We start from the raw sequence: 23,014 nt of genomic DNA, 5'->3' as shown, positions 1-23,014 counted from the left end.
GACAAGCAAGGCGGGGGGAGGCTACAATGGCCAGCATTGTCACCTCCCAACGCTAGGAATGGCCATGGAAAAGCGCACGACGACCCACTTCGGCTACCAGGAAGTCCCGCTCGAGGAGAAGGCCTCGCGCGTGGCCGATGTCTTTCACTCGGTAGCGGCGCGCTATGATGTGATGAACGATCTGATGTCGTTCGGCATCCACCGCCTGTGGAAGCGCCTGACCCTGGAGCGTGCCGGCGTCCGCCCCGGCCACCAGGTGCTGGACATTGCCGGTGGCACCGGTGATCTTACGTTGGCCTTCGCCCGCCGGGTCGGCCCGCGGGGCCGTGTCGTGCTGGCCGACATCAACGCCTCGATGCTACGGGTCGGCCGCGATAAGCTCCTCGACAACGGCGTCGGCGGCAATGTCGAGTATGTCCAGGCCAATGCCGAGTGTCTGCCGTTCCCCGACAATCACTTCGATTGCATCACCATCGCCTTCGGCCTGCGCAATGTCACCGACAAGGACGCAGCGCTGCGCTCCATGCAACGCGTGTTGAAGCCGGGCGGGCGGCTACTGGTGCTCGAATTTTCCAAGCCGGGCAACCCCCTGCTGACCCGCGCCTACGATGAGTATTCGTTCCGCTTCCTGCCACGTATCGGCCAATGGGTGGCCAACGACGCGGAAAGCTATCGCTACCTCGCCGAATCGATTCGCATGCATCCCGATCAGGATACCCTCAAGTCGATGATGGAAGCCGCGGGCCTCGAGCGGGTCGAATACTCCAATCTCACCGGCGGCATCGTCGCCCTGCATCGGGGCATCAAGTTGTAATGCTACCGCTGGTCGAACGAACCCTGAACGCCCTGCTGGCACGCGACCCCGCAGCGCATGGCCGTCTGGCCCGGCTTGCCGGCTCGCGCATGCTGTTCCGACTGGAGCGGCCTCACCTCGAGATCCTGGTGAGTTTCGATGCCCAGGGTCTGCACCTCGCCCATGCCCCGTCGCTCAATGAAAGCACGGTGGACGTCGTGGTCGAGGTCGATAGCGAAACCCTGGGGAGCTTGCTCGGCGGTACGTCGGTCGAGCGGCTGATGTTTGGGGGGCGGCTCGCCGTTCGCGGTCGAAGCCACCTGCTCGAGGACGCCCGCGATTTGCTGCTCGACCTCGATCTCGACTGGGAAGGCGAGTTGGCAGGCTGGCTCGGCGACATGCCGGCCCACAGTCTCGCCGAGGGGCTGCGTCGGCTCTCGCGCTGGGGGCTGCGTACTCGCGGTGAATTGCAGGCCGATCTAAGCGAGTATCTCTTCGAGGAGGCCCGCCTGCTGCCCGGACGCGCACAATACGATGTGATGCGCGACCATCTGACAGAGCTCGAGGTGGCCGCGGATCGCCTCGAGGCTCGGCTGGCCAGGTTCACGCGCCTGGTTGAACAGGAGGCGCGTCGATGAGCCTGCGGCTGCTATGGATCTTGTGGATCATAACCCGCTTTCGCCTGGATACGCTGATACCGCTGGAGCGTCTGCCCTGGTGGCTGCGCGTGGTCTTCGTCCTATCCCCCTTGCGCGTGTTCCCGGTGGGACGACGCTCGCGCGGCGAACGCCTGCGTCTTGCCATGGAGGCGCTGGGCCCGATCTTCGTCAAGTTTGGCCAGATGCTGTCGACCCGCCGCGACCTGTTCCCCGAAGATATCGCCGACGAGCTTCGGCGCCTCCAGGATCAGGTACCGCCCTTCCCGGGCGATGCCGCCGCCGCCCTGGTCGAGGAAGAGCTCGAGATGACGCTGACCGAGGCCTTCGCCGAGTTCGATGCCCAGCCCCTCGCCTCGGCGTCGGTGGCCCAGGTGCATGCCGCCCGACTGCATAGTGGTGCGGATGTCGTGGTCAAGATCATCCGTCCCGGCATCGAGCGCGTCATGCGCCAGGATATGGCCCTGCTCTATCGCGTCGCACGTCTGCTGCAGATGATTCCCGAGGCGCGCCGCTTGCGTCCGGTCGAAGTGGTTTCCGATTATGAGGCGACGCTTTTCGATGAGCTCGATCTGCGCAAGGAGGCGGCCAATACCTCTCAGCTCCGGCGTAACTTCAAGGATTCCCCGCTGCTGTATGTCCCGACCATCCACTGGCCGCTGACCCATCGTCGCGTGATGGTGCAGGAGCGCATCCGGGGTGTGCCGGTCGCCGATATCGTGGGGCTCAAGGCGCAGGGAACCGATCTCAAGCGACTCGCCGAGCGTGGCGTGGAGATCTTCTTTACCCAGGTGTTTCGCGACAACTTCTTCCATGCCGACATGCATCCCGGCAATATCTTCGTCTCTCACGAAACTCCGGGCGACCCCCAGTACATCGCCATCGATTGCGGCATCGTCGGTAGTCTGACTCGCGAGGACCAGGATTATCTCGCGCGCAACCTCCTGGCCTTCTTCCATCAGGATTACTATGAGGTCGCGGTCCTGCATATCGAGTCGGGGTGGGTCGGAGAAGGCACGCGTGCCAACGAATTCGCCTCGGCCATCCGCGCCGTGTGCGAGCCGATCCTCGAAAAGCCGCTCAAGGATATCTCCTTCGGCCAGGTCCTGCTGGGCCTGTTCCAGACGGCGCGGCGCTTCAACATGGAAGTACAGCCGCAATTGGTGCTACTGCAGAAGACCTTGCTCAACATCGAAGGCCTGGGGCGCCAGTTGTATCCCGACCTCGATTTGTGGAGTACCGCCAAACCCTATATCGAGCGCTGGATGAAGGAGCGTGCCGGCCCGCGTGGCCTGTGGGACTCGCTCAGGCGTCAGGCACCCGAGCTGACGCGCCAGCTCCCTGAATTGCCGGTACTCGCCCACCAGGCACTGGGACGCGCCGAAAGCGACTATCGGCTACGGCGCGAGCAGAACGAGGCGATCCAGACCATTCGCAAGCAACTCGGCCATACCGCGCGAGGCACTCGCCGCATTCGGGTAGGGTTGCTGTTGCTGGCACTGGCGCTGGCGTGGCAACCGCTGATGACCTGGGCCTCGGGCCAGCCCTGGCCGGTGCTGGCCGCTGCCGCACTCGGGGTACTGCTGTTGGCCTGGCACTGACCAACGAAGAGACATGACATGAACGATACACTTGCACAGCTCGCCGACGTTCTGGCACAGCGGCGCAGCGCAGATCCGGCTACGTCGTATGTCGCCTCGCTGCATCACAAGGGGCTCAACAAGATTCTCGAGAAAATCGGCGAGGAAGCCACCGAGACCGTTTTGGCCGCCAAGGATGCCGAGAGGGAAGACATTGAGGCGTCGAAGCAAGCAGTAGTCGCCGAAACTGCTGACCTGTGGTTTCATAGCCTGGTGATGCTGTCGCATCTTGGGATATCGCACCAGGATGTGCTGGACGAACTGGCACGGCGTTTCGGCATTTCCGGGCTGGATGAAAAAGCCGCCCGCACCTCCGATCGATAAGGGAGACATACTCCATGTTAGGTGGCATCAGTATCTGGCAGTTGCTGATCGTACTCGGCATCATCATCCTCATCTTCGGTACCAAGAAGCTGCGCAACGTGGGCGGTGACCTGGGCGGTGCCGTAAAGGGCTTCAAGAAGGCCATGAGCGAGGAAGAGAAGGAAAAGCAGGACGAACCGCATCAGCGCGTCAGCCATGACGAACAGGGCAGCACCTACGACGTCAAGGCCGAGCGCAAGACCGAGGAACAGGACGAGCGCAAGTAATCGCCCATGTTCGACATCGGCTTTCTCGAATTGTTGATCATTGGTGTGGTCGGCCTGCTGGTGCTCGGCCCTGAGCGCCTGCCCAAGGCAGCCCGCACCACCGGTCTATGGATCGGCAAGATCAAGCGTACCGTCGCTGGCATGCAGCGTGAGATCTCCGCACAGCTGGAGGCGGAAGAGCTGCGCCAGAAACTCAACGACCAACAGAAGAAGCTCGACGAGGGGCTCGGCAAGGCCAAGCGGGACGTGGAGAGCTACATCGAGTCGGGGGACGACAAGACCCGCGACAAGGTGCGTGACGCCGACTCGAGCGAGCTTGCCGGCGAGAGCAGCAGCGCCGCCTCCCTGGAGGGGAAAGCCTCACAGGGCGAAGCGCCGCTGACACCGCCGCCGCCTGGCGAGCCGCCGCCGGATCGCCCCGAAGCCACACAGCCAGAGCCCTCAGACAAGGATTCACGCCGCCCATGACTGCGTCGCGCGACCCCAGTGAACAGGACTCGGCCCAAGCTCAGGCCCCGCTGATAGAACACCTGATCGAGTTACGCTCGCGGTTGATGCGGGCGGTCATCGCGGTGGTTCTGATCTTCCTGGCCCTGTACGCCTTCTCAAACGATATCTACACCTTCGTTGCGCAGCCGCTGATGGACCTGCTGCCGGAAGGTGCGCAAATGATTGCCACCGAGGTCGCCTCGCCCTTCCTCGCCCCGTTCAAGCTGACGTTGGTCGTGGCGGTCTTCATTGCCATCCCCGTGGTGCTGCACCAAGCCTGGGCCTTCATCGCCCCCGGGCTCTATGACAACGAGAAACGGCTGGCCATCCCCCTGCTGCTTTCGAGCGTTGGCCTGTTCTACGCAGGCGCGGCCTTCGCCTATTACGTCGTGTTTCCGCTACTGTTCAAGTTCTTCACCCAGACGGGCCCCGAGGACGTCGCGGTGATGACCGACATCAACCAGTACCTGAACTTCGTACTCAAGATGTTCTTCGCCTTCGGGGTCGCCTTCGAGATCCCGATTGCCACCTTCCTGCTGATCTATAGCGGCGCCACCACCGTGGAAAGCCTGTCACAGAAGCGGCCCTATATCGTATTGGCCTGCTTCGTCATCGGCATGCTGCTGACGCCCCCCGATGTCATCTCGCAGAGCCTGCTGGCCGTGCCCATGTATCTGCTCTATGAAGTCGGCATCTTCTTTGGCCGCGTGGTCAAGCGACGCCGTAGCGATGCGAACACCGACGAGGCCGATGCCTAGCGGTAGCGTGTCTTCCGACCGTCTCATTTGGCTACGCCTCACCCTCGCAAGGCGAGGTTAGCGGCTACGCGTCGCATTGATATACTGCAGTCACTGCGCTTGCATGGCAGGCGCTTTCCCTTGTCCGAGGCAACCTCGCCCCTTGTCATCATTCGGTCACACTCCAGTGGGACACTGATCCGAGGTCGGCGGTTGCCCATTGACCGGAGTATTTCACCTTGAGTGTTTCCATTCCCCGTCAGTACCCGACGACGCGTTTCCGGCGCATGCGCAAGGATGACTTCTCACGTCGCCTGATGCGTGAATCGACCCTCACCCCAAGCGATCTGATCTGGCCGGTATTCGTACTCGAAGGCGAAGGACGCCGGGAGGCGGTCCCATCGATGCCCGGCGTCGAACGCCTGTCAGTGGATCTGCTGGTCGAGGAAGCCCGCGAGGCCTGGCAATTGGGGATACCGGCCATGGCCCTGTTCCCGGTAATCGATCCGACATTGAAAAGCGAATATGCCGAAGAAGCCTACAATGCCAATGGACTTGTTCAGCGCGCCGTGCGGGAACTCAAGGCCGCCTGCCCCGAGCTTGGTCTGATTACCGATGTTGCGCTGGATCCCTATACGAGTCACGGCCAGGATGGGATCCTCGATGAGCACGGCTACGTGCACAATGATCGCACCGTCGACACCCTGCTCAAGCAGGCATTGTCCCATGCCGAAGCCGGCGCCGACGTGGTGGCTCCCTCGGACATGATGGATGGCCGCATTGGCGCGATCCGTGCCGTCCTGGAGCAGGAAAAGCTGCACAACACACGGATCATGGCATATAGCGCCAAGTACGCTTCGCGCTATTACGGTCCCTTCCGCGATGCGGTCGGCTCGGCCGGCAATCTCGGCAAGGCCGACAAGAGCACGTATCAGATGGATCCCGCCAACAGCGACGAAGCGCTGCATGAAGTGGCCATGGATCTGGCTGAAGGCGCCGACATGGTCATGGTCAAGCCGGGCATGCCTTATCTGGATATCGTGCGTCGCGTCAAGGATGAGTTCGAGGTGCCGACCTTCGCGTACCAGGTGAGTGGCGAGTACGCCATGCACATGGCGGCGTTCGAGAAGGGATGGTTGGACGCCGATACGGTGATCCTGGAATCGCTGATGTGCTTCAAGCGCGCCGGCGCCGATGGGATCCTGACCTATTTCGCCAAGCGAGCCGCTCGGCTGCTCGCACAATAACGGGAGGGCCATGCCCTTCCGTTCCCTGGAGGCAGGATGGAAGTCATGCATGGTTCCGAACAGCAACCGTCCTCGGCGGCAGCCGAGCCTGGCGCCGAGGGCGAGACATCCGGCGAGATGCCCTTGCGGATCAACCGAACCCGGACGGGCATCCAGGCCAAGCCGTCGACCGATGCCGATCTGAGTGATCCTGCACTCTATTTCAATCGCGAAATCAGCACGCTGCAATTCCATATTCGCGTACTGGAACAGGCCCTGGATTCCTCGCATCCCTTGCTCGATCGGCTGATGTTCCTGCTCATTTTCTCTTCCAATCTCGATGAATTTTTCGAGATACGGGTTGCCGGCCTGAAACATCAGCAGGCGCTGGGCCACGACGACAGCGGTGCCGACGGCATGCCGCCGCGTCAGACGCTGGCCGAAGTGTCACGCATCGTTCATGAACAGGTGGCGCGCCAGTATCGTCTACTCAACGAGACCCTGATACCGGCCCTGGAACAGCAGGGGCTTCGCTTTCGTCGTCGCGAGGACTGGACCGACGCGCAGGCCGCCTGGGTCAGGGACTACTTCGAAGAAGAGATCATGCCGGTCATTAGCCCCATCGGGCTCGACCCTTCCCATCCCTTCCCGCGCCTGGTCAACAAGAGCCTCAATTTCATTGTCGAACTCGAGGGCAAGGACGCCTTCGGTCGTGAAGGGGGCCTGGCGATCCTGCCGGCCCCGCGTTCGCTGCCCAGGCTGATCGCACTGCCCCCCGCCCTGTGCAGCGAGGGCTACAGCGAATACGTCTTTCTGTCGTCGATGATCCATGCCCATGCCGATACGGTCTTTCCCGGCATGCGGGTGCATGGCTGCTACCAGTTTCGGCTGACACGCAATGCCGACTTCTCGGTGGATCCCGAAGCCGTCTCCGATCTCGCCTCGGCCTTGCGCGGGGAGTTGCTGGCCAGACGCTACGGCAGTGGCGTTCGCCTGGAAGTCGCTGACAATTGTCCGGATGAGCTCTCCGACTTCCTGATTCGCCAGTTCGATCTCGACGAACAGGACCTCTACCGCGTCAACGGCCCGGTCAACCTGACCCGCATGATGGCCGTGCTCAACGTCGTGGAGCGTCCCGACCTGCGTTATCGCACGTTCACCCCGGGGCTGCCCAAGAGCCTTCGCAAAGGGCGCAGCCTGTTCGAGGCCATGGCCGAAGGCGATATCCTCCTGCATCATCCGTTCCAGTCATTCGCACCGATCGAAGACCTGCTTGCCGAAGCCGCCCGCGATCCCGGCGTGCTGGCCATCAAGCAGACGCTCTACCGTACCGGCGCCGATTCACCGATCGTCAGTGCCCTGCTGGAGGCCGCTCGCAATGGCAAGGAGGTGACGGTGGTCATCGAATTGCGTGCGCGCTTCGATGAGGCCGACAACCTTCAGTTGGCCAGTCGTCTCCAGGAAGCCGGGGCCATCGTCATCTATGGGGTAATGGCTTACAAGACGCATGCCAAGATGCTGCATATCGTGCGCCGTGAGCCGGGCGGATTGCGCTATTACGCCCACCTGGGCACCGGCAACTACCACACCCGCACCGCACGTCTCTATTCCGACTACAGCCTGCTGACGGCGGATCCGGACCTGTGCGAAGACGTTCACAAGGTCTTCCAGCAACTTTCAGGCATGGGCCAGGCCCGACGCATCGAGACCCTGCTGCATGCCCCGTTCACGCTACATGGCCGCCTGGTGCAGATGATCGAGCGAGAGGCCGCGCATGCCGAGCAGGGTCGTAGGGCGCACATCATCATCAAGTGCAATTCGCTGACCGAGCCCAAGTTGATACGTGCGCTTTACAAGGCGTCACAGGCGGGGGTCGAGTGCGATCTAATCATTCGTGGCATGTGCAGCCTGCGCCCTGGCGTGCCCGGTATCTCGGACAACATTCGCGTGCGCTCGATCGTAGGCCGCTTCCTGGAGCATACCCGGGTCTTTTACTTCCAGAATGACAGCAAGCCCGAAGTGTGGGCCTCGAGTGCCGATTTCATGGAACGCAACATGTTCCACCGCGTGGAGATCGGCTTTCCGTTACGCGATCGCAAACTGGCGGCACGGGTGAGAAAGGACCTCGAAACGTATTTGGTCGACAATTGCCAGAGCTGGCTGCTGCAGCCCGATGGACAGTACCGGCTACAGCAGCCCATTGGGGGTGGCGCACCGATCAGTGCCCAGGAAACCCTGCTGTATGCCTATGCCGCCAAACCATGAGCAAGGCCGGGGAACTCACCCGGCACTCACCCCGCCAAGCACCTAACGCCGCTTGAAGGCACGCAGGTCTTCGGGGTCGAAGTGCCCGACCTCGACCGGCAGGCCCTTGGCCTCGCGTTTCTGGCGCACTTCGAGCCGCTCGGCCAGCCGCTCGGCATCGTCATCCGTGGTACGTCCGTTGAGCTCGGCCAACTGGTGCATGCCCTGATGGTAAAAGGCCAGGACGTCCAGGGCCGCGGTGTTGTCGTCGCGCATGCCGCGACGCAGCTCGGGCAAGTAACTACTGACCCGGGAAAGATGATGCTTGAGCTGCCAGACATAGCGCATCTCGTTCATCCAGGGACGCTCGCGCAACAGGGCGAAGACCAGGCTGGTCGCCAATAACCCCAGAAAGACACCCAGGGCGTTCAACCAGAGACTGGAGCCCCATACCGAGGTCAGCCACAGCGAGAAAACCAGCCCGAAGACGATGAACTGAGCGGCCATGGCCAGGGAGATCAGGCGGGCCTTGCGGCGGTAGGTTTCCGGGTCGTGGTGTTCGAAGCGGAAGATCATGGGCCGGCGATCCTTGTGGGTGGCAACGCGTAACGCGAAATGCCGCGATTATCACAGATCGCCGGCCCCACGCCCACTAGTTGGCGGCGTGGTCCCGCAGTTGTGTGGCCGTCCCGCTGAGCAGCCGCTCGGTCGCCTCCCAGCCCAGGCAGGCATCGGTGACCGAGACCCCATAGCGCAAGTCGCCGGGTACGAGCGCCTGCTTGCCTTCCTGCAGGTGGCTCTCGAGCATGACACCGATGAGGCTGCGATCCCCTGCCAGTCGCTGACGCACCACCTCGTCGAGGACCGCAGGCTGCCGCCGGTGATCCTTCCTCGAATTGGCATGGCTGCAGTCGACCATCAAGCGTGGCTCGATACCCGCGTTGTGCAGCGCCTCGCGACAGGTACGTACGGCGTCCGCCCCGTAGTTGGGCCCATCATTACCGCCACGTAACACGACATGTGCATAAGGGTTGCCGGACGTCTCACGCATGTACGCGCGCCCGTCCAGATCCATGGCGAAGTGGCGATGGCCATGCATCGCCGCGCGAATGGCATCGACCGCGACCTCGACGCTGCCGTCAGTACCGTTCTTGAAGCCCACCGCCGATTCCAGGCCACTGGCCATTTCGCGATGCACCTGCGACTCGGTGGTCCGCGCTCCGATCGCCGTCCAGGCCAGCAGATCCTCGAGGTACGGGGCGATCATCGGCTGCAGCAATTCGGTGGCCACCGGCAAGCCCAGCTCGGCGGCATCACGCATTAGCGAGCGGGAGACTTCCAGTCCTCTTGCCATGTCATTGCTGCCGTCGAGATGGGGATCATAGGCGAGCCCCTTCCAGCCCACGGTGGTTCGCGGCTTCTCGACGTACACGCGCATCACCAGCAACAGGCGATCATCGACCCGGCGCGACAGGGCGCTAAGGTTTTCGGCATATCCTCTAGCCGCCTGGGGGTCATGGATCGAGCAGGGACCGACCACCACCAGCAGACGATCATCCCGGCCGTCGAGAATGGCGCGAACGGCCTCGCGCTGGGCCTGGATACGCTCACGCAGGGCAGCGTTCACGGGAACCCGCTGACGCAGGTCATGCGGGGTGGGCAGTACATCGCCACGCTGCGTATCGCCTAATGGCCCGGTGTGATGGGCAGGGGCTACAGCAGGCGTCGCTGATGTCGTGGCAGGAGCGTCGGCTGAAACGGGGGAAAGCGGCACAGTCATGGTGTCATCCTCGGTCGGGGGTCGAACATCGCAGCGAATGGCCACCGATGTGCTGCCGGCCGGAGGTGGCGAGCTGCGCCGACCGGGGGTCGCTAAATCGCCACCCCCGATCCCCATAATAGGCATACTGGGGCAGGTTCAGGACGATATCAGCGGCGTGGTCGAACATGGTGCTCACCTCGTGAAATAGACAATAAAAACGTAAGAACCCCCGATCGGGTTGCCGACCGGGGGTTCTTGATGACTATCGGCGGCAAACCCTTGGATGGGCGCGCCTTGCGGTTCAGGTCAGCTCGACCTCGCCGCCGGCACGCCGGCGCTAAACCAATAACCCCAATACCCATAACCACGCAGACATACGAACGCCTTGCGGAGGGCCGCAAGCGAGGTATGGCTACGTGAAGTGAATCGAGGGGACATGAGCTGACTCCGAATCGTCTTGCATTTCATCCTACACACCCAACCGGAATTGGCAAGCGCCTCAGGTGAAAACCTGCACCCAGCCGATGGTCGCCGGCAGCGCTGCCATACCTACGAATGCGGCCAGTCCCAGAAAGATGGACAGGAAGCCACTGTCGTCCTTGAAGCTTGGATCATAAGCCATGGGACACTCCTCATCATTGTCAGGGAATGTCATTCTAGCTCAGGTGGCGGCCACCATCGACCGGCAGAGTGACGCCGGTCACATAGCGGTTATCCAGCAGATAACGCAGGCTCTGGTAAATCACGCCCGGTCCGGGAATCATCGCCATGGCCGATTTGGCCCGGGCCTTTTCGGCATAGGCCTCGTCGTCGTCCTCGCCCAGCATGATCAGGGCCGGGGCGATGGCATTGACCTGAATGGACGGAGCGAACATCGCGGCAAACGACAGCGTCAGGTTATCTAGACCGGCCTTGGTCGCAGCATAGGCGGCATGCTTTTTCGAGCCCTTGCGTGCCACGTAATCGGTCATGTGCACGATATCGCGCTGGGGCTCGGGGCACGCCTCGAGCAGGCTGCGGCATTGAAGATTGATCAGGTACGGGGCCTGCATGTGGACCCGGAAGAGCCGCTCGAAGTTCGCGCCGGCCTCCTCATCGTCGGTATCCGCGGCCCAATCGCTGGCATTGTGTACGATGGCCCGCAACGAGGCGACACTCGACCTGAGCCGCCCAATGAAGTCGTGTATCCCGGCCTCGGTGGAGAAATCCGCCTGCAAGGTCGTCGCTCCCCGCGCGCGTAGCGCATCCAGGGCCTCCCGCTCGCGTCGGCAGGTGATGATGACCGGATGACCATCATCCAGAAGCCGCTCGGCGCAGTGCCGACCCAGGCGCTGGGCCCCACCAGTGATCAGGATAGGGGACGCGCTCATGAGCGCTTCCCCCGGATCAAGCTGCCTGCCGTGGGCACTAGCGGGTCGCGCGGGGCGTAGGCGAAGACATCGGAGAACGCCCGCGACGGCTCGAGCCCCAGCGAGGCCAGCACATCGACGCAGGCATAAACCATCGGCGGCGAGCCGGAAAGATAGACATCGTATTGGCTGATGTCATCGAGCTGGTCGCCCAGCACCGCATCGATCCTTCCCTGATGCACTATCGTGCCTGGCCCTTCGAATCCTGCCTCCAGAGGCGTCTCGCAAACCGCATGAAAACGCACATTGGCAAACTCGCTGGCCCACTCACGAGGAAGCGATTCGAGGTAAAAATCGCGACGCTCGCGCACCGCCCACCACAGTTTGACGTCTCGCTCGGGTTGCCGGCGCAGTACCGCCTCGGTTATCGCCTTCATCTGGGCGAAGCCGGTGCCTGCAGCGATCAACAACAAGGGGCGCTGACTGCTCTCGTCCAGGACGCAGTCGCCACCGGGTATTTTCAGGGTGACGCTCCGGCCCGGCCGGATCAGTTCGCGAAGCCGGATAGAATTGTCATGCCCCGGCCAGTGCTGGATATGCAATTCCAAGGTGCCATCGTCACGTTGCGGACTGGCGATGGAGAAGGGAACCCAGGTGTCCTCGTCGAGCTTGAGCTCGAGATACTGTCCCGGTGCGTGAGCCATGGCTTCCGCGCGCCCCTCCAGCATCACCCGGAATACATCCGGGGTCAGATCCTCCATGGCGGTGACTCGGCAGGTCAGGATCCGGGGCGTCATGCTTACCGTCATTGGTGTCCCTCGTCATTGACCGGGAGTCCGCCCGGGAGGCTGATACCCAAGCTATCCCAGCGCTCGCTGACCCGCGCCTTGATCGCAGCGTCCTGAACGATGGGTGTGCCCCACTCGCGGTCGGTCTCGCCGGGCCACTTGCCGGTGGCATCGAGCCCCATCTTCGACCCCAGGCCGGCGACCGGCGAAGCAAAGTCGAGATAGTCGATGGGCGTATTCTCGACCAGCACGGTATCACGCGCCGGATCCATGCGGGTCGTGATCGCCCAGATCACGTCCTGCCAATTGCGGGCATCCACATCATCGTCGAGAACCACCACGAACTTGGTGTACATGAACTGCCGAAGGAAGCTCCATACACCCATCATCACGCGCTTGGCATGCCCCGGGTACTGCTTCTTCATGGTCACGACGGCCATTCGATAGGAACAGCCCTCCGGGGGGAGATAGAAATCGACGATTTCGGGAAATTGCTTCTGCAGGATCGGAACGAAGACCTCATTGAGCGCGAGCCCAAGGACGGCGGGCTCGTCAGGGGGCCGTCCTGTGTAGGTCGAATGATAGATCGGATCGCGTCGATGCGTGATGCGCTCCACCGTGAAGACGGGAAAGGTCTCGACCTCATTGTAGTAGCCGGTATGGTCGCCATACGGGCCTTCGGGGGCGGTGTCGTCGGGATAGATGAACCCTTCGAGGATAATCTCGGCGGACGCCGGCACCTCGAGATCGGCATGACCGCACTTGACCAGTTCGGTACGCGAGCCGCGCAGCAACCCGGCGAAGGCATACTCCGAGAGAGAATCGGGCACCGGCGTGACAGCCCCCAGGATGGTTGCCGGATCGGCCCCCAGCGCCACGGCCACCGGAAAGGGTTCACCGGGGTGGGTCTGCTGGAACTCCTGAAAATCCAGAGCGCCGCCACGGTGCGACAGCCAGCGCATGATCAGCCGATTGCGCGACAGCTTCTGCTGACGGTAAATCCCCAGGTTCTGGCGCGCCTTGTGCGGCCCCTTGGTGACCACCAGCGCCCAGGTGATCAACGGCGCGACATCGCCGGGCCAGCAATGCTGGATCGGTAGTCGGTCGAGATCGACGTCAGCCCCCTCGAGCACGACTTCCTGTACCGGCGCCGAGCGCAGGGTCTTGGGACCCATGCTCATCACCTGCTTGAAAATGGGCAGCTTGTCCCAGGCGTCACGAAACCCCTTGGGCGGGTCTGGCTCCTTGAGAAAGGCCAGCAGTTTGCCCACTTCACGTAGCGCCTCCACGCTGTCCTGACCCATGCCCAGTGCCACCCGCCTGGGGGTACCGAACAGGTTGCCCAGAAGGGGCATGTCGTGTCCCTTGACGTTCTCGAACAACAGCGCCGGGCCACCGGCACGCAGGGTGCGGTCGCAGATCTCGGTGATCTCGAGGTAGGGGTCGACCTCGGCGGTGACCCGCTGGAGCTCGCCCATCTGCTCGAGGGCGGCGATGAAGTCGCGTAAATCCTTGTACTTCATGCGGATTTCCCGGTTCCAAAATGACGGAAGGGGCAGCATAGCATGCCGCCCCTTCGGTTTCGCTCCGCGTCAGACGTTATCGACGCTTCATGGCTTCGAAGAACTCGAGGTTGGTCTTGGTATCCTTCAGGCGATCGACCAGGAACTCGGTGGCGGCCACGTCATCCATGGGGTTGAGCAGCTTGCGCAGGATCCACATGCGCTGCATCTCTTCCTCGGAGGCGATCAGGTCTTCGCGGCGAGTCCCGGAGCGGCGGATATTGAGCGCCGGATAGACGCGCTTTTCAGCCAGCTTGCGGTCGAGGTGGGCTTCCATGTTACCGGTGCCCTTGAATTCCTCGAAGATCACCTCGTCCATCTTGGAGCCGGTATCGACCAGCGCGGTGGCAATGATCGTCAGGCTGCCGCCCTCCTCGATGTTACGCGCCGCGCCGAAGAAGCGCTTGGGCTTCTCGAGCGCATGAGCATCGACACCCCCGGTGAGCACCTTGCCGGATGACGGCACGACGGTGTTGTAGGCACGTGCCAGGCGGGTGATCGAGTCGAGGAGGATCACCACGTCCTTCTTGTGCTCGACCAGGCGCTTGGCCTTCTCGATGACCATCTCGGCCACCTGCACGTGACGCGCGGGAGGCTCGTCGAAGGTCGAGGCCACCACCTCGCCGCGTACCGTACGCGACATTTCCGTCACTTCCTCCGGGCGCTCATCGATCAACAGCACGATCATGTGGCACTCGGGGTTGTTGCGCGTGATCGATGTTGCGATGTTCTGCAGCATCAAGGTCTTGCCCGCCTTGGGCGGGGAGACGATCAGGCCGCGCTGGCCCTTGCCGATCGGCGCTGTGAGGTCGATGATGCGCGCCGTGAGATCCTCGGTGGACCCGTTGCCGATCTCCATCACCAGGCGTTCCTGAGGGAATAGCGGGGTCAGGTTTTCGAACAGGATCTTGTGCTTGGCGTTTTCGGGCTTGTCGAAGTTGATCTCGCTGACCTTCAACAGCGCGAAGTAGCGCTCGCCTTCCTTGGGCGGACGAATCTTGCCGGAGATCGAGTCACCCTTGCGCAGGTTGAAGCGACGGATCTGCGAGGGCGACACGTAAATATCGTCGGGACCGGCGAGATAGGAGCTGTCGGCACTGCGCAGGAAGCCAAAACCGTCCTGGAGGATCTCCAGTACGCCATCGCCATAGATGTCCTCACCACTCTTTGCGTGCTTCTTGAGAATGGCGAAGATGATGTCCTGCTTGCGTGATCGAGCCAGGTTGTCGATGCCCATTTCGCGAGCGATTTCCAACAGCTCCGGCACAGTCTTTTGCTTGAGTTCGGTAAGATTCATCGTTTGTTCAGATGTTGCTCATGTCAGCGTGGCGGCGAGATGCCGGGAAAGACAGGAGGCGGTGACGTTACGCCGTGTGGTGCGTTCAGAGCCCGGGGGGCACTCTTCCTCGGGTAAGCTTGACCGGGGCACTTTCGCGGCGAAAGGTCGGTCGCTACCGTAGTCGAGGAGAGCAGTGTTCGTGTCGCCTGAGGAGCGGTTCATGACGTCGTGCTCATGAAACGTATAAGCGGGCTATCTGACGGCTTGGAAACTAGACCGGGGCGGTGACACCGCATGACGGCCGGGAAGCATTCTGGAACAGGCGAACGATTCGATGGTAGACAAGGCCAAGGATAAACGCAAGCCCCTGCATGTCACGGCGTTTCTCCCGGCGTTGGCGAAAGATTGACAAGCTCCGGGGCTCACCGCAACCTTGCTTAATCTGGAACAAAGGAATGCCCCATGCCCCGCAACACGGCCATGCGCAGGACGCCCGCCCAGGAACCGCGCCGTCTCGCGGCCATCGATCTGGGCTCCAACAGTTTCCACCTGCTGGTAGCCAACTACCAGCAGGGGGAGTTGCAGGTCGTCGCCAAACAGGGCGAGAAGGTACAACTCGCCGCCGGGCTCGATGACCAGAACCAGCTCAGCGAAGCGGCCATGCAGCGCGCCCTGGATTGTCTGTCGCGCTTCGCCCCCTTCATTTCCGGTATCCCTTCCGCTCACCTGCGTGTCGTGGGTACCAACGCCATGCGCATGGCCAGCAACAGCCAGACCCTGATCGAACGCGCCCAGGTCCTGCTGGGCCACGACATCGAGATCATCGCCGGCCGCGAGGAGGCGCGCCTGATCTACCTCGGGGCCGCGCACGCCCTGGCGGATGTTCACGGTCGGCGGTTGATCGTCGATATCGGCGGCGGCTCGACGGAGTTCATTGTGGGCGAGAACTTCGAGCCCCTGGCGCTGGAAAGCCTCGACATGGGGTGTGTCTCTTTCACCCGGTACTATTTCGGCGATGGGGAAATCACCGAGAAACGCATGCGCCGCGCCGAGCTTGCCGCCCTCTCCGAACTGGCCAACATCCGGCGTCACTATTGTGAACTGGGTTGGGTCGATCCGGTCGGCTCGAGCGGGACGATCAAGGCGGTGGCAGCCGTGCTCGCTGCGTATGGCGACTCCCCCGCTGGCATCATCGAGCGCGAGGGCTTGCTGTCCCTGCGCAAGAGACTGATCAAGGCCAAGCAGCTCGACCAGGTCGCTCTCGACGGGCTCAAGCCTGACCGCGCCTCGGTGTTCCCCGCCGGGGTCGCCATCCTTTGTGCCATCTTCGAGGCCTTTGGTCTGGAGCATATGCGTTACTCGGATGGCGCCCTGCGCGAAGGCGTGCTCTACGACTTGGCCGGACGCCATACTGCCGAGGATTCACGGCTACAGACGTTGGGTATCCTCAGACGCCGCTACGGCATCGACACACGACAGGCCGATAACGTGGCTGCCACGGCCCGCGAGGCACTGGCCCAGGTTCAGGACGAATGGCAGATCGACCAAGGGCCGGAGGACTTTCTCGACTGGGCGGGCCAACTGCATGAAATCGGTCTGGCCATCTCTCACAGCCAGTTCCACCGACACGGTGCCTATTTGCTGGAGAATTCGGACCTGTCGGGATTCTCGCGGCCCGAGCAGCAAGCGCTGGCGTTCCTGGTGCGAGCCCATCGGCGCAAGTTTCCCGTCAAGGAATACCAGAACCTGGCCGCAAACCGCGTCACATTAGGCCGTCTGGCACGGCTGCTGCGCCTGGCGGTACTGCTCAATCGTTCACGTCCCGAAACTCCGACGCTGGGGTTCCGGCTGTATGCCAAAGACGATGATCTGCACCTATCGCTAGATGCCTCCTTGCAGGATCAGGCCCTGCTGCTCAATGACCTCGAGCAGGAAACGCTCTATCAGCAGGCTGCCGGCTTTCGCCTTACGGTCGAGCCGACCATGGACACAGCCGCCAACCTTCGCTCGTAACGCCGCCGCCAGGCAGCACGTCGCCCAGTAACGCCACGACCGTCTCCCCCTGCCAGACCACCAGCACCTGGTGGCGTTGCCAAGGGGGGACGTCCAGCTCCTGCAGCAACCGCTTCACGTCACGATGGCCTCGCTTCGCCAGGCGCAGGCGTTCGCCCCCCCGCCGTGGCATGACCTGGAACTCAGCGGATAGCCCCAAGTCCCCCTCTTGTCTCGACAGCGCCCCCGTCACCTGGCCTACCGGTGTCGAGAGGGGCGATATGCCATCCCAGGGGCGCTGCCATGCCTCGTCACAGGAAGCGGCAGTCAGCTGCTGCAGGTAGAGGGCGTCGCGCCAGATACGCGCCTCTCCGCCAGGCCAGCTCACATGTACCACGGCATCGCGCCGCGCCTGGCGCTGTTCATCCAGGGCCAGCAAACGCGCCCGGGGCGGATGCGCCAGCCCCAGCCGCTCGCAACAATGGCGGATCAACAAGCGCCTGCGTGGCGATGAGAGTGTCTCGAGGAACGCCAACGGCAGACAGCCTGGGGCACCGCCGGCCTCCATAAGATCCTGCTCGGCCAACTCGCCCAACAAGGCATCGGCCTCGCCGGCGTTTGTCGCCGCCTGGGCCAGGGATGCCTCGGTGCTGGGCCAGCGCTGGGCTAACAAGGGCAGGACCCGCTGTCGCAGATAGTTTCGATCCAGGCCGTCGTCGGCATTGCTGGGATCCTCGACCCAACGGAGTCCCAGTCTGACCGCTTCGGCCTCCAGGGCCTCGCGTGACACATCGCGCCATGGCCGCACCAGGCGCCGTTCCTGCCAGATGCGTCTAACAGGCATCGCAGCTAGTCCACGCACACCGCTGCCGCGCAGCGCATTGAGCAGGAGGGTCTCGACCTGGTCACGGCGATGCTGGGCCAGCCATAGCGTATCCCCTGGCGCGACCCGGCGGGCAAAGGCGGCATAGCGAGCCTCGCGCGCCGCCCCCTCGAGGCCCAGCCCCCCGGTTTGCGACACGCTGACGTGCTCGACGTAAAGCGGTATCCCCAACCGCGAGCATAGCCCGCGGCAGTGGCGTTCGAAGTCGCTGGCGGCCTGCTGCAGGCCATGGTTGACATGAATCGCATGCAGCGGGCGTGGATGGTGGTGAAGCGACTGGGCGGTCAGGGTCAGCAATAGGCACGAATCCAGTCCACCAGAAAGTCCTACCCAAACGGGACGCCCCGGCGGGGTCTCCGCCAGGGCGTCTTGGATCAGGCGCTGGAGCGACATGACGTTACTGTGCCGGCGCCCCATAGCTCATCAGTCGCTCATAGCGACGTTCCAGCAAGGCATCGGTGTCCATTGCCTGCAGACGCTCGAGACTTGCCAGCAGCGCCTCCTTGACGTGATCGGCCGTGGTCAGCGGGTGACGATGCGCCCCGCCCAGCGGCTCCTCGATCAAAGTGTCGACGAAGCCCAGCTCCTGGAGGCGCTCGGCGGTGATGCCCATCGCATGCGCTGCCTCGGGGGCCTTTTCGGCGCTCTTCCAGAGGATCGAGGCACACCCCTCCGGCGAGATGACCGAGTAGGTGGAGTACTGCAGCATCTGCAGCTCATCGCACACGCCGATGGCCAAGGCGCCACCGGAGCCACCCTCGCCCACCACCGTGGAAATGATCGGCGTCTTGAGCCGCGACATGACCGCCAGGTTATAGGCAATGGCCTCGCTCTGGCCACGCTCCTCGGCGTCGATGCCGGGATAGGCGCCGGGTGTATCGATGAAGGTCAGTACCGGCATGTGGAAACGCTCGGCCATTTCCATCAATCGACACGCCTTGCGATACCCCTCGGGGCGCGGCATGCCGAAGTTACGGCGAACCTTTTCCTTCACGTCGCGCCCTTTCTGATGGCCGATGACCATCACCGGCTTGTCGTCGAGCCGGGCCACACCGCCCACGATGGCGGCATCGTCGGCAAAATGCCGATCGCCATGCAACTCATCGAAGTCGGTGAAGATATAGCTCAGATAATCGAGCGTATACGGCCGTTTGGGGTGGCGCGATAGCTGCGAGACCTGCCAGGCGGTGAGATCGCGGAAGATCTGCTCGGTCAGCTTCTTGCTCTTTTCCTCGAGCTTGCCGATCTCGTCGCTGATGTTGATCTTGCTGTCGTTGCCGACCAGCCGCAGCTCCTCGATCTTCGCCTGCAGCTCGGCAATGGGCTGTTCAAAGTCAAGATAGTTGGGGTTCATAGAGTTTCAGCTAGTTGGAATCCGGCCGTCTGGAGCCACGGCAGTCATGAATATGTCGTAAGTGTCAGGCATTATCGCAGCTTGACCCCCTGGCGCAAGCAAGCACCGTCAACAACCCGCGCCTTCAGCGATACTTGAGGCGCACGCCCGCCTGCCCCTCGACCTCGCGCAAGGCAACGAGGACTTCGTCGCAGGGCGCCACCCGCCATTCCTCGGCCAACTCCAGCCAGCCGCGCGCCCGCACGTTGCGGTATTCGACACGCACGGGCAAGCCGGTAGTATCCCGAAACGGCGTGAGGCTGTCGCGCAGGCTGTCGACCAGTCGACCATTGGTCAGGGCGCCATCGACACACAGCTCGATCGCTTCGCCGTAGCGGGCGCGCGCCGCCACCATCGGCGTGATCTCCTTGCCACGCAAGCGCAACCCACCCGAATAATCGTCGCTGGAGACTTCGCCTTCGACGATCAGCACCTGGTCGGTATCCAATCGACCGCGCAACTGCTCGAAGAGTTCGCCGAATAGCGAGGCCTCGATTCGCCCCGTCCGGTCGTCGAGCGTGACGAAAGCCATGGTGTCGCCACGCTTGGACTTCATGGTACGCATGCCCACGACCAGACCCGCGACACGCTGCGGCTCGCGGGACGGCTTCAGGTCGCTGATGCGCGTCGAGACGAAGCGCTTGAGCTCATGCTCGTACTCATCGATCGGGTGCCCGGTGAGATAGAGCCCCAGCGTGTCTTTCTCGCCGGCCAGACGTTCCTTGTCGCTCCAGTCGCGTGCCCTGCGGTAGTCGGCATAGACATCGCCCTCATCCTCCTCGATGAAGGCCTCGCCGAACATATCGACCATTCCCAGGTTCTGGTTGCTGAGGTTCTGTGCAGCGGCCTTGAGCGCGGCATCCAGCGCCGCGAACAGCACGGCACGCGAAGGACCGAGGTTATCCAGCGCCCCCGAGCGGATCAATGCCTCGAGCGTGCGCTTGTTCATTCGCTTGGGATCGACGCGGCGACAAAAATCGAACAGATCCTTGAAAGGGCCGTCCGCCTGGCGGGCTTCGACGATGGCCCCGATCGGTCCTTCGCCGACCCCGCGAATGGCGCCGAGGCCGTAGACGACGCGACCCTGAGGATCGACGGTGAACTTGTAGGCACCCACATTGACGTCCGGCGGGGTCACCGTCAGCCCCTGGTTGCGGCACTCCTCGATCAGCGGCACGACCTTGTCGAGGTTGTCCATGTCGGTGGAGAGCACCGCGGCCATGAATGGCCCGGGATAGTGTGCCTTGAGCCAGGCGGTCTGGTAGGAGACCAGGCCGTAGGCGGCCGAGTGGGACTTGTTGAAACCGTAACCGGCGAACTTTTCCACCAGGTCGAAGATATTGCCCGCCAGGTCCTTGTCGATGCCATTGGCCGCGCAGCCCTCCATGAAGCCGGCGCGCTGCTTGGCCATCTCCTCGGGCTTTTTCTTGCCCATTGCCCGACGCAGCATGTCGGCCTGCCCCAGGCTGTAGCCCGCCAGCACCTGGGCAATCTGCATGACCTGCTCCTGATACAGGATGATGCCGTAGGTGGGCTCCAGCACAGGCTTGAGCCACTCGTGCTGGTAGTCGGGGTGCGGATAGGAGATTTCGGCGCGGCCATGCTTACGGTTGATGAAGTCGTCGACCATGCCCGACTGCAACGGCCCCGGACGGAACAGGGCCACCAACGCGATCATGTCCTCCAGCGAGTCGGGTTGCAGGCGCTTGATCAGTTCCTTCATGCCGCGCGATTCGAGCTGGAAGACCGCCGTGGTTTCGGCCTTCTTGAGCATGTCGAAGGTCGGCACGTCGTCGAGAGGGATGGCGTTGATGTCCAGTGGCCCTTCGCCCTGTCGCTCACGCACCGTGTCGACCATTTCCAGCGCCCAATCGATGATGGTCAGCGTGCGCAGGCCCAGGAAGTCGAACTTGACCAGCCCGGCTTCCTCGATGTCGTTCTTGTCGAACTGCACGACCAGGCCACTACCGTCTTCATCGCACAGCAGCGGCGAGAAGTCGGTCAACTTGGTCGGCGCGATGACCACCCCCCCGGCATGCTTGCCGGTGCCCCGGGTGACCCCCTCGAGCTTGATCGCCATATCCCAGATTTCCTGGGCTTCTTCGTCGGCGTCGAGAAACTCCTTGAGCGCGGGCTCCTGCTCGATGGCCTTGGCCAGGGTCATGCCGACTTCGAAGGGAATCAGCTTGGAGAGCTTGTCGCCCAACGAGTAGGGCTTCCCTTGGGCGCGCGCCACGTCACGCACCACCGCCTTGGCTGCCATGGTGCCGAAGGTGACGATCTGCGACACCGCCTCGCGGCCGTAGCGGTCGGCAACGTAATCGATGACCCGGTCGCGCTTCTCCATGCAGAAGTCGACGTCGAAGTCGGGCATCGACACCCGCTCGGGATTGAGGAAGCGCTCGAACAGCAGGTCGTATTCCAGCGGGTCGAGGTCCGTGATCTTCTGGGCATAGGCCACCAACGAGCCGGCCCCGGAGCCCCGCCCGGGGCCCACCGGTACGTTGTTGTCCTTGGCCCACTGGATGAAGTCCATCACAATCAGGAAGTAACCGGGAAACCCCATCTGCAGGATGATGTCGAGCTCGAAATCGAGCCGCTTGCGGTACTCAGGCTCATGCTCGGCACGGTCGCGCCCGGCATAGATCGCTGTGGGGCCTTCGAAGAGCTGATCCAGACGCTCGGTAAGCCCGTCATGGGACACCTTGCGAAAATACTCGTCCTGGGTCATGCCCTCGGGAATCGGGAACTCAGGCAGGAAAATCTCGCCCAGGCGCACGTCGACGTTGCAGCGCGTCGCAATCATCACGCTGTTCTCGAGCGCTTCGGGAATATCGGCGAACAACTCGGCCATCTCGGCCGGGCTCTTCAGATATTGCTCTTCGCTGTAGCGCTGCTCGCGACGCGGATCGTCGAGCGCCTTGCCTTCGCCGATCGAAACCCGCGTTTCATGAGCCCAGTAATCGTCTTTCGTCAGGAAACGTACATCATTGGTCGCGACGACCGGCGTGCCGGTCTGCATGGCGAGGTCGACCGAAAGATGCAGGCACTCCTCGTCGTTCTGCCGCCCGGTGCGCTGCAGCTCCAGATAGAAGCGGCCCGGAAAATGCCGTTGCCATTCATCCAGTAGCTGGCGTGCCTCGTGCCCATGGTCTGACAGCAGGAATCGACCGATTTCGCCCTCTCGGGCGCCGGACAGGACGATCAGTCCTTCGTTCTGGGCAAATAGCCACGCCTTGTCGAGGATCGCCACGCCCTGTCGCTGGCCCTTGCTCCAGCCCAGCGAGATGAGCTCAGTCAGGCTGCGATAGCCCTGGGCGTTCATCGCCAGCAGGGTCATGCGATAGGGATGGCTTTCATCGTGAGGATTGGCCAGCCACAGGTCGGCCCCGATGATCGGTTTGAGTCCCTCTCCCTGGGCGCCCTTGTAGAGCTTGACCAGGCCGAACAGGTTGGTCTCGTCGGTGACCGACACGGCGGGCATGCCCATCTCGGCCGTCGCCTTGATCAACGGCTTGAGCCGGACCAGGCCATCGACCAGGGAAAATTCGCTGTGCACGCGCAGGTGAACGAAAGGAGGTGTCGCGCTCGGCGTCGTCATGGCAGGACCTGAAATGTGGAGCAGAAACGG

20 protein-coding genes are annotated in these 23,014 nt (G+C 62.7%); 10 read left to right on the top strand and 10 right to left on the bottom strand.

The genetic code is table 11. From position 1 onward, the window contains the following. Nucleotides 1-64 precede the first annotated feature (64 nt). The 9 genes from ubiE (at nt 65) to ppk1 (ending at nt 8,396) form a co-directional block, all read left to right on the top strand. Nucleotides 65-814, top strand: a complete 750-nt coding sequence (gene ubiE, locus JH15_RS08325) for a bifunctional demethylmenaquinone methyltransferase/2-methoxy-6-polyprenyl-1,4-benzoquinol methylase UbiE (protein ID WP_197053293.1) — start codon at nt 65-67, stop codon at nt 812-814. Next, on the top strand, nt 814-1,431 hold the full coding sequence (locus tag JH15_RS08320) for a ubiquinone biosynthesis accessory factor UbiJ (protein ID WP_043529346.1): 618 nt from the start codon (nt 814-816) through the stop codon (nt 1,429-1,431). The genes ubiE and JH15_RS08320 overlap by 1 nt, the downstream gene beginning before the upstream one ends. Further along, nucleotides 1,428-3,050 (top strand): ubiquinone biosynthesis regulatory protein kinase UbiB, encoded by a 1,623-nt coding sequence (gene ubiB, locus JH15_RS08315; RefSeq protein ID WP_043529345.1) that lies wholly within the window; start codon nt 1,428-1,430, stop codon nt 3,048-3,050. The genes JH15_RS08320 and ubiB overlap by 4 nt, the downstream gene beginning before the upstream one ends. An 18-nt stretch (nt 3,051-3,068) precedes the next feature. Then, nucleotides 3,069-3,413: a phosphoribosyl-ATP diphosphatase gene (locus JH15_RS08310; protein ID WP_043529343.1), complete on the top strand. Its 345-nt coding sequence runs from the start codon at nt 3,069-3,071 to the stop codon at nt 3,411-3,413. A 14-nt stretch (nt 3,414-3,427) separates the two neighbouring features. Further along, nucleotides 3,428-3,679 (top strand): Sec-independent protein translocase subunit TatA, encoded by a 252-nt coding sequence (gene tatA / locus JH15_RS08305; RefSeq protein WP_043529341.1) that lies wholly within the window; start codon nt 3,428-3,430, stop codon nt 3,677-3,679. Nucleotides 3,680-3,685: 6 nt separating this feature from the next. Beyond that, nucleotides 3,686-4,147: a Sec-independent protein translocase protein TatB gene (gene tatB / locus JH15_RS17760; protein WP_081948949.1), complete on the top strand. Its 462-nt coding sequence runs from the start codon at nt 3,686-3,688 to the stop codon at nt 4,145-4,147. Further along, the gene (tatC, locus tag JH15_RS08295) at nt 4,144-4,926 is read left to right on the top strand and encodes a twin-arginine translocase subunit TatC (RefSeq protein ID WP_043529338.1); all 783 of its coding nucleotides are present in this window, start codon (nt 4,144-4,146) and stop codon (nt 4,924-4,926) included. Before tatB ends, tatC begins: the two co-directional genes overlap by 4 nt. Before the next feature lie 218 nt (nt 4,927-5,144). Further along, the gene (hemB, locus tag JH15_RS08290) at nt 5,145-6,152 is read left to right on the top strand and encodes a porphobilinogen synthase (protein WP_043529336.1); all 1,008 of its coding nucleotides are present in this window, start codon (nt 5,145-5,147) and stop codon (nt 6,150-6,152) included. A 117-nt stretch (nt 6,153-6,269) separates the two neighbouring features. After that, on the top strand, nt 6,270-8,396 hold the full coding sequence (gene ppk1 / locus JH15_RS08285; RefSeq protein ID WP_231566426.1) for a polyphosphate kinase 1: 2,127 nt from the start codon (nt 6,270-6,272) through the stop codon (nt 8,394-8,396). A gap of 42 nt (nt 8,397-8,438) precedes the next feature. Here the strand turns inward: ppk1 and JH15_RS08280 are convergent, their stop codons facing one another. The 7 genes from JH15_RS08280 to rho all read right to left on the bottom strand — a co-directional run bounded on the left by JH15_RS08280 (nt 8,439) and on the right by rho (nt 15,133). Then, the gene (locus tag JH15_RS08280) at nt 8,439-8,951 is read right to left on the bottom strand and encodes a DUF3087 family protein (RefSeq protein WP_043529334.1); all 513 of its coding nucleotides are present in this window, start codon (nt 8,949-8,951) and stop codon (nt 8,439-8,441) included. Nucleotides 8,952-9,027: 76 nt separating this feature from the next. Continuing rightward, the gene (locus JH15_RS08275) at nt 9,028-10,155 is read right to left on the bottom strand and encodes a 3-deoxy-7-phosphoheptulonate synthase (RefSeq protein ID WP_043529332.1); all 1,128 of its coding nucleotides are present in this window, start codon (nt 10,153-10,155) and stop codon (nt 9,028-9,030) included. Nucleotides 10,156-10,636: 481 nt separating this feature from the next. Then, nucleotides 10,637-10,759: a hypothetical protein gene (locus tag JH15_RS18455; protein WP_269319785.1), complete on the bottom strand. Its 123-nt coding sequence runs from the start codon at nt 10,757-10,759 to the stop codon at nt 10,637-10,639. 34 nt (nt 10,760-10,793) lie between these two features. Then, complete coding sequence (gene folM / locus JH15_RS08265; RefSeq protein WP_043529329.1) at nt 10,794-11,507, bottom strand: dihydromonapterin reductase; 714 nt, start codon at nt 11,505-11,507, stop codon at nt 10,794-10,796. After that, complete coding sequence (locus JH15_RS08260; protein WP_043530549.1) at nt 11,504-12,283, bottom strand: NAD(P)H-flavin reductase; 780 nt, start codon at nt 12,281-12,283, stop codon at nt 11,504-11,506. Before JH15_RS08260 ends, folM begins: the two co-directional genes overlap by 4 nt. Nucleotides 12,284-12,291: 8 nt before the next feature. Next, a complete protein-coding gene (gene ubiD / locus JH15_RS08255; RefSeq protein WP_043529327.1) occupies nt 12,292-13,797 on the bottom strand; it encodes a 4-hydroxy-3-polyprenylbenzoate decarboxylase in 1,506 nt (501 codons plus the stop codon). Nucleotides 13,798-13,873: 76 nt separating this feature from the next. Continuing rightward, complete coding sequence (gene rho, locus JH15_RS08250) at nt 13,874-15,133, bottom strand: transcription termination factor Rho (protein ID WP_043529325.1); 1,260 nt, start codon at nt 15,131-15,133, stop codon at nt 13,874-13,876. A 444-nt stretch (nt 15,134-15,577) separates the two neighbouring features. Between rho and ppx the strand changes: the two genes are divergently transcribed. Then, nucleotides 15,578-17,128, top strand: a complete 1,551-nt coding sequence (gene ppx / locus JH15_RS08245; protein WP_052383978.1) for an exopolyphosphatase — start codon at nt 15,578-15,580, stop codon at nt 17,126-17,128. Here the strand turns inward: ppx and tilS are convergent. The 3 genes from tilS to dnaE form a co-directional block, all read right to left on the bottom strand. Next, complete coding sequence (gene tilS / locus JH15_RS08240; RefSeq protein WP_231566406.1) at nt 17,082-18,383, bottom strand: tRNA lysidine(34) synthetase TilS; 1,302 nt, start codon at nt 18,381-18,383, stop codon at nt 17,082-17,084. The two genes, ppx and tilS, sit on opposite strands and share 47 nt — an antisense overlap. Nucleotides 18,384-18,387: 4 nt before the next feature. Continuing rightward, nucleotides 18,388-19,344 carry an acetyl-CoA carboxylase carboxyl transferase subunit alpha gene (gene accA, locus JH15_RS08235; RefSeq protein ID WP_043529321.1) on the bottom strand — a complete coding sequence of 319 codons (957 nt, stop codon included), beginning with the start codon at nt 19,342-19,344 and terminating at the stop codon, nt 18,388-18,390. A gap of 124 nt (nt 19,345-19,468) precedes the next feature. Further along, a complete protein-coding gene (dnaE, locus tag JH15_RS08230; protein ID WP_043529319.1) occupies nt 19,469-22,984 on the bottom strand; it encodes a DNA polymerase III subunit alpha in 3,516 nt (1,171 codons plus the stop codon). Between the last annotated feature and the right edge of the window lie 30 nt (nt 22,985-23,014).

Origin of the sequence: Litchfieldella xinjiangensis, assembly GCF_000759345.1 — a bacterium.
GTDB classification, from domain to species: Bacteria; Pseudomonadota; Gammaproteobacteria; order Pseudomonadales; family Halomonadaceae; genus Litchfieldella_A; species Litchfieldella_A xinjiangensis.
The sequence above is the reverse complement of the archived record's forward strand: the minus strand, read 5'-3'. Positions and strand labels throughout refer to the sequence as shown.